This window comes from Peptoniphilus hominis (ex Hitch et al. 2025) (assembly GCF_040096015.1).
Classification (GTDB): Bacteria; Bacillota; Clostridia; order Tissierellales; family Peptoniphilaceae; genus Peptoniphilus_A; species Peptoniphilus_A hominis.
On the sequence record NZ_JBBMFO010000027.1, the window covers coordinates 22,499 to 28,797 of the forward strand.

Below are 6,299 nucleotides of genomic sequence, written 5' to 3' on the forward strand. Positions count from 1 at the left end.
ATTTTTAATTATTAATGGCAGTAAATGATAATATTATTGTAAATATAGGAGGTTATGAAATGAAGAAAAAATTAATTAATTTAGGATTAGGTTTTGTGGCAGGAGCTCTTGGTGGAAAAATTCTTTCATCACAAGCTGCAAAAAAACTTGCTGTAACTACAGTCGCTGAAGGTCTTAAAATTAAAGAAGGCTTAGACAAGGGCATGGAAAATATAAAAGTTTCCACTGAAGATATTGTGGCTGAAGCCAAGGTAAAAAAAGCTGAAGACGAGAGAAAAGAAGCTGAAAGAAAGGCTCAGCTAGACCTTGAAAAAGTTGCAGAAGAAAGCCAAGATCTTTCAGAAGAAGAAGTAGTAGAAGTAAAAGCAGAAGACTAATATGAAAGCAAGTATTGCCAGTAGAACCCTAGGCAGGTGTCGCTTTTTATATAGGGATAAGCTTAGAGACTGCCATGTAAATAAATTAAAATACAAAATTGAAGAAATACCTGGCGTGAAGTCTTGCAAGATTTCTCCTCTTGCAAATTCAATTGTAGTAAATTATGAAGAGGAATACTTGCCAAGGATTGCAAGGTTTATTTTAGACTTTGACTTAGAAGATTTAAGAGATTTTGAAATTGATGATGTAGACTTTGTTCCCCAAGAGGAGAGAGAGCTCTTTCACATTTTTCGTGACGCAATGTATAGGAGGGTTTTCTTCGCCCATATTTTGCCTATGCCTCTTAGACCAATTGGAGTTGTAATAAAGTCCCTTCCATATATTAAGGCTGGACTAAAAAGTCTTAGGGATAGAAAATTAAAGGTTGAAGTCTTAGATGCAGCTGCAATTGGAATTTCTATCTTAGATGGAGAATTTGGCGATGCAGGTAATATTATCTTCCTACTTGGACTTGGCGAAGAGTTGGAAGACTACACCCTAAAAAAATCTAAGGAAGACCTGGCACAATCCCTTAGACTTAATATTGACCAAGTTTTTGTTCTTGAGGGCGACAAGAAGTATCTCAAAAAATTAGAAGATCTTGAACTTGGTGAAGTCGTAGAAGTGAACATGGGATCAACAATACCAGTTGATGGCGAAATAGTAAAGGGCTATGGCATGGTAAATGAAGCCTCCCTTACTGGCGAGTCCCTCCCTGTGAAAAAAACTGAAGGTAAGACTGTCTTTGCAGGCACAGTTTTAGAAGAGGGAGCCATCCTCGTTAAGACCACAAAAAAATACGACGATTCAAGAATAAATCACATAATTGAATTAATTGGCGAGAGTGAAAAAAATAAATCACTTGCAGAGAAAAAGGCAGAGTCCATAGCCGACTCCATAGTAAAATATTCCTTCTTGGGAGCAGGTATAACTTATCTCTTGACTAGAAATTTCATCAAGGCAAAATCCTTTTTGATGGTTGATTTTTCCTGCGCACTTAAACTAACAATGCCAATAGCAACTATGAAGGCAATATCTTCTGCATCTGAAAGAAAAATTCTCGTAAAGGGCGGAAGGTATTTGGAAAAACTTGCCCAAGCAGATTCAATAATTTTCGACAAGACGGGAACTCTCACAAAGTCAGAGCCAAGAGTTGAAAAAGTTATAGCCTTCTATGACAATGAAGAAGACGAATGTTTGAGGATTGCAGCTTGTCTGGAAGAGCACTTCCCACATTCAATAGCCAATGCCGTAGTTAAGGCTGCCCATGACAAGAACCTCAACCACGAAGAAATGCACTCAAAGCCAGAATACATTGTTGCTCACGGCATAAAATCAAAAATTGGCGATAAAGTTGCCCTAATTGGTTCAGCCCACTTCATATTAGAAGATGAGAATATAAAAATTGACCAGGACCAAAAAAATAAAATTGACAAGTTAAAGGAAGATTACTCACTTTTATATCTTGCCTTTGACGAAAAATTAATCGCAGTACTTTGCATTGACGATCCTCTTCGTGAAGACGCAAAATACACAATTGACTCCTTGAGAGAGCTTGGTTTCAGGAAAATTTCTATGCTGACTGGCGACGCAGAAAATTCTGCAAGGGCAGTGGCAGAAAAACTTGACCTAGACTATTATAAGTCACAAGTCTTACCTGAAGACAAAAAAGATTATGTGGACAGGGAAAAGGCAGAGGGCAGGACAGTTGTCATGATTGGCGACGGAATCAACGACTCCATTGCACTTTCATCAGCAGATGTGGGCATATCCATGCACGAAGGCGCCGACATTGCCAAGGAAATTGCAGACATATCAATAAAGTCCGACTCCCTAAAGGAACTTATTGATGTAATAAAAATTGCAAAAGAATTGGATAAGAGAATTCATAAAAACTACAGACACATAATTTCCTTTAACAGTGCCCTTATTGCTTTTGGAGTAACAGGACATCTAACAAATACAAATTCAGCCTTCCTCCACAATGCATCAACAGTTGCCATTGCAGGAAGGAATATGAGAGACTATAAAGTATAAAATTAAAAAAGAATTTTCATAAACTGACCACAAAAGTTGGATCAAAAAACCAACTACTTGAGGTCAGTTTTTAAATGGGAAAAATCATTTGGCAAAAGGAATAAAACAAAAGTCTATAAGATAAAAGAAAAACCTTTGCATTTTCTAAATCTATAGGTATAATGAAAATACCAATAAAAATCTATTAAAATCTATTAAAAAACACAAAAATTATCATGCCTAGCAAATAAAAATCTTATTTGTATATCAAGAAAAAATTTTGCAGACTTTTTACCCTATAATTTTTGAATAGAGAAAAAATTCACTTCCAAAATCGAAAGAGTAAAGAGTTACAGAAGAAAAGAAAAAGTCCTTTTCAAAGCAAATAATTGATAAAGGAGTGATAATAAAATGTATCTACTTAAAAAGAAAATAGGTACAAAGTTTTGGATAATATTACTTGCCTTAACAATCTTAGTATCTGCATTTACTATGCCTGTTTTTGCAGCTGGTCAGTCAAAAAAACAAGTGCCACCTGCAAAACAAGAAGAAACATTAAAGAGTGCACCTATAAGCCTTAAGGAAATTGAGGAACCCATACCTAATCCCCAATACCAATATTATCTAAATCACAAAGAGGAATTTACTTATGGCTACATACCGCCAAAGTATATCTTTCCTCAAGAAAAAACAAGAAGTATTAGGACTAGATCAGGAAGTCCAACCTCTGGTATCAGAAAATATGATTCCACAAGTGATAAAACAAATGAAAATCGTTTTGGCAGAAGTGTCGTAACTCCTGTAAAAAGCCAATATCATACAGGAACTTGTTGGGCACAAGCTAACCTATCAGTAATAGAAACACTACTAAAAATAAAGTATAACAAAGATTTTGATTTATCAGAAGGTCACATGGCATATAATATTGATAACTATACAGATCTTCAATCAGGTGGAAGTGACGATGATGTATTAGCTTATTGTGCGAGACTTGCTGGTCCCGTATTAGAATCTAACTTCCCAGCATATACAATTGACGAAAATGATCCACAAAATAGAAGTCAAAAGGAATTTGACCCATCAAGAGCGAGCTTACTTCCTGAAAATGAGAGGGATACCTTTAAAATAATGGGCGATGCCTTTAATAAAAAGCTAGATGTTTTCGTCCCTAAAACTTTGGAGTTAGACCTAACACTTGAAAACTTAAAGAAATGTATTTACGAATACGGATCAGTATCTGCTTCTTATTTCGTAGCTTATGACGGATATAGTAAGGATGTTTTAGGCGATAAATATAGGGATAAGATGTCTGTTTTTTATAATGGCATTCGTTATCACCTTGTTAAAAAACAGCGACATGCAAACAAATTGGATTATAATCACACAGTGGCATTAATAGGCTGGGATGATGATAAAGAAATCACCAATAACTTAGGAGAAACAGCAAGAGGGGCTTTCTTGGTTAAAAATTCAATCAAATCTCCAAGTTCACAAGATAAGGGTTATCATTGGATTTCCTATGAATCTTTTTTAGGCAAAGGTGACATCCATTCTGTTTTCGACATTTTCATGCCGCAAGATGTTAGGCTTATGAGCCAAGATGAACGAAAAAATTTAAAAAATGTATATAATACTGGGAAAACTTCATACGCTCGTGAAGCAAATATAAAAGGAAACTTAAATAAAGCTATAAATATTTATGAAAGAAGTAATAATGAACCTGAAACTATCAAGTATTTAACTTATTATAATATTTCAGAAGGACCAGCTCCATATAAAATATTTATAAATGAAGATACAGACCTTTTGAAAGGACACAAAACTACTTTCGCAAATGGGACTCAAGGAGAAACACTTGAAGATATCCAAAGTGATAAGTGGGTAGAATTGGCTAGTGGAACCTTTACAGAAAAGGGATATAATACATTAGAAGTAACAAAACCATTTACTTTAACTAGTGACAAGTTTGCCCTAAAGATAGAGATAGAATCAAAAAAATTAGGACTTGCCTACAAAAGTTGGAGTGAAGGAGAAAAAGTACCTGCCATTTCATATAGGTACAATGATGAAAATGCAGACCCGTTTTTTGAAAAAATTCGAGATTCATACTGCCTTTTCCTTGGGACTGTGACAGTTAAAGCTAATGAATACACAGTAACTGTAAGTTCAGACACTAATGGAACAGCAACATCAGACCTAGCCAAAGGACCAAAGGGAACAAAAGTAAACCTAAAAGCACAAGCAAACCAAGGATACGAATTTGACAAGTGGGAATTAGAAGGGGCAACAGTAGCAGATCCACAAGCATCCGAAACAATCCTAACTATAGGAGAGGGAGATGCAAGTGCAAAAGCAATCTTCAAAGAAATTCCTCCTACAGAATACACAGTAAGCTTTGAAACAGCCTATGGAACAAAACCAGAAGACCAAAAAATAAAAGAAGGCGAAAAAGCCAAAGTGCCAACAGGATTTGAAAAAGACAAAACAGAGATTATTGACAGCGCAAATGGAAAGACCTATATATTCAAGGGTTGGTTCATAGGCACAGAAGAATATAACTTCGAAAAAGAAGTAAAAGAAAACAAGACCCTAATAGCAAAGTGGGAAGAAAAAATAATCCCAATAAAAGAATACACAGTAAGCTTTGAAACAGCTTATGGAACAAAGCCAGATGACCAAAAAATAAAAGAAGGCGAAAAAGCTACACCACCACAAGGTTACGAAAAAGACAAAACAGAAATCCTAGATAGCACAAGTGGCAAGACTTATGTATTCAAGGGTTGGTTTATAGACACAGAAGAATATAACTTTGAAAAAGAAGTAAAAGAAAATAAGACCCTAACAGCAAAATGGGAAGAAAATAAAGCAACAGGAAAAACTCTTGAAGAAGAAAAAGACAAAGCAAAAGAAGAAATAGATAAGCTACCAAACCTAAGCGAAGAAGAAAAAGACACATACAAAGGCCAAGTAGACGAAGCAACAGACAAAGCTGGAGTAGAAAAAGCTGTAGAAGATGCAAAGTCAAAAGACACAGAAAATAAAGCAGCAAAAGATGCTCAAGAACTTAAGGACGCAAAAGACGCAGCAAAAGAAGAAATAGACAAACTACCAAAGCTAAGTGACGCAGAAAAAGATAAGTATAAAAAACAAGTTGAGGATGCAAAGACAAAGGGCCAAGTTGCAAAAGTTGTAGAAGAAGCTAAAGAAAAATCAGCTGGAGGACAAACACCACCTACACCTACACCAAATCCAAGTCTTGATGACAAGATTGACGATACTAACAAAAAACCTGTTTATCCAACTGATCAAGATCAAGGTACTGGCGTAATTGTTAATGAACCTGATAATAAAGATGTTGTTGGCAGAGATGAAGATGGAAAGAATATTCCAGCTGTAATCAATCCAAATACTGGTGAGATTATAGTTAACCCAGGCAACAATGTTGATGGTCCAATTGTTATAACTGTTGTTGATACAAAGACAGGAGAACGAAAAGACATAGTTATTGATGTCTTTGGTCACACTGCAGGAAGAAATGACAATAGGGATTATGATCACAATAATTGGTGGTACACTCCATTTAGACCAAGCCATTCAAGTTCATCTTCTAATACAAGCGTAAATACAAATGTAACAAAGAAAGTATCTAGACTTGAAGCAAAGTTAGTAATAGGTTCTAAAGAAATGATTAAATCAGTAGATGGCGTAGACCAAAAAGTATATATGGACATTGCACCATTTATTGAAGGCGACAGAACAATGCTACCAATTAGATTTGTAGCAGAAGCATTAGGATTTAATGTTCAGTGGGATAATGAAAACAGAACAGTAATCCTAATTGATAAAGAAAATGTAGTTAAAATTCC

3 protein-coding genes are annotated in these 6,299 nt (G+C 35.4%); all 3 read left to right on the plus strand.

Annotated features, from left to right (window positions below; translation table 11 throughout):
- Positions 1-59: 59 nt before the first annotated feature.
- Positions 60-377: a DUF6110 family protein gene (locus tag WMO19_RS08050; protein ID WP_349171252.1), complete on the plus strand. Its 318-nt coding sequence runs from the start codon at positions 60-62 to the stop codon at positions 375-377.
- A gap of 1 nt (position 378) precedes the next feature.
- Positions 379-2,454 (plus strand): heavy metal translocating P-type ATPase, encoded by a 2,076-nt coding sequence (locus WMO19_RS08055; RefSeq protein WP_349171254.1) that lies wholly within the window; start codon positions 379-381, stop codon positions 2,452-2,454.
- 390 nt (positions 2,455-2,844) lie between these two features.
- A partial coding sequence (locus tag WMO19_RS08060) for a stalk domain-containing protein (protein WP_349171255.1) occupies positions 2,845-6,299 on the plus strand: 3,455 nt, incomplete at its 3' end.

Excerpts from the sequence above, each read along its gene's own strand:
- WMO19_RS08050 (WP_349171252.1), top strand. The coding sequence starts at position 60 with ATGAAGAAAAAATTAATTAATTTAGGATTAGGTTTTGTGGCAGGAGCT.
- WMO19_RS08055 (WP_349171254.1), top strand. The coding sequence starts at position 379 with ATGAAAGCAAGTATTGCCAGTAGAACCCTAGGCAGGTGTCGCTTTTTA.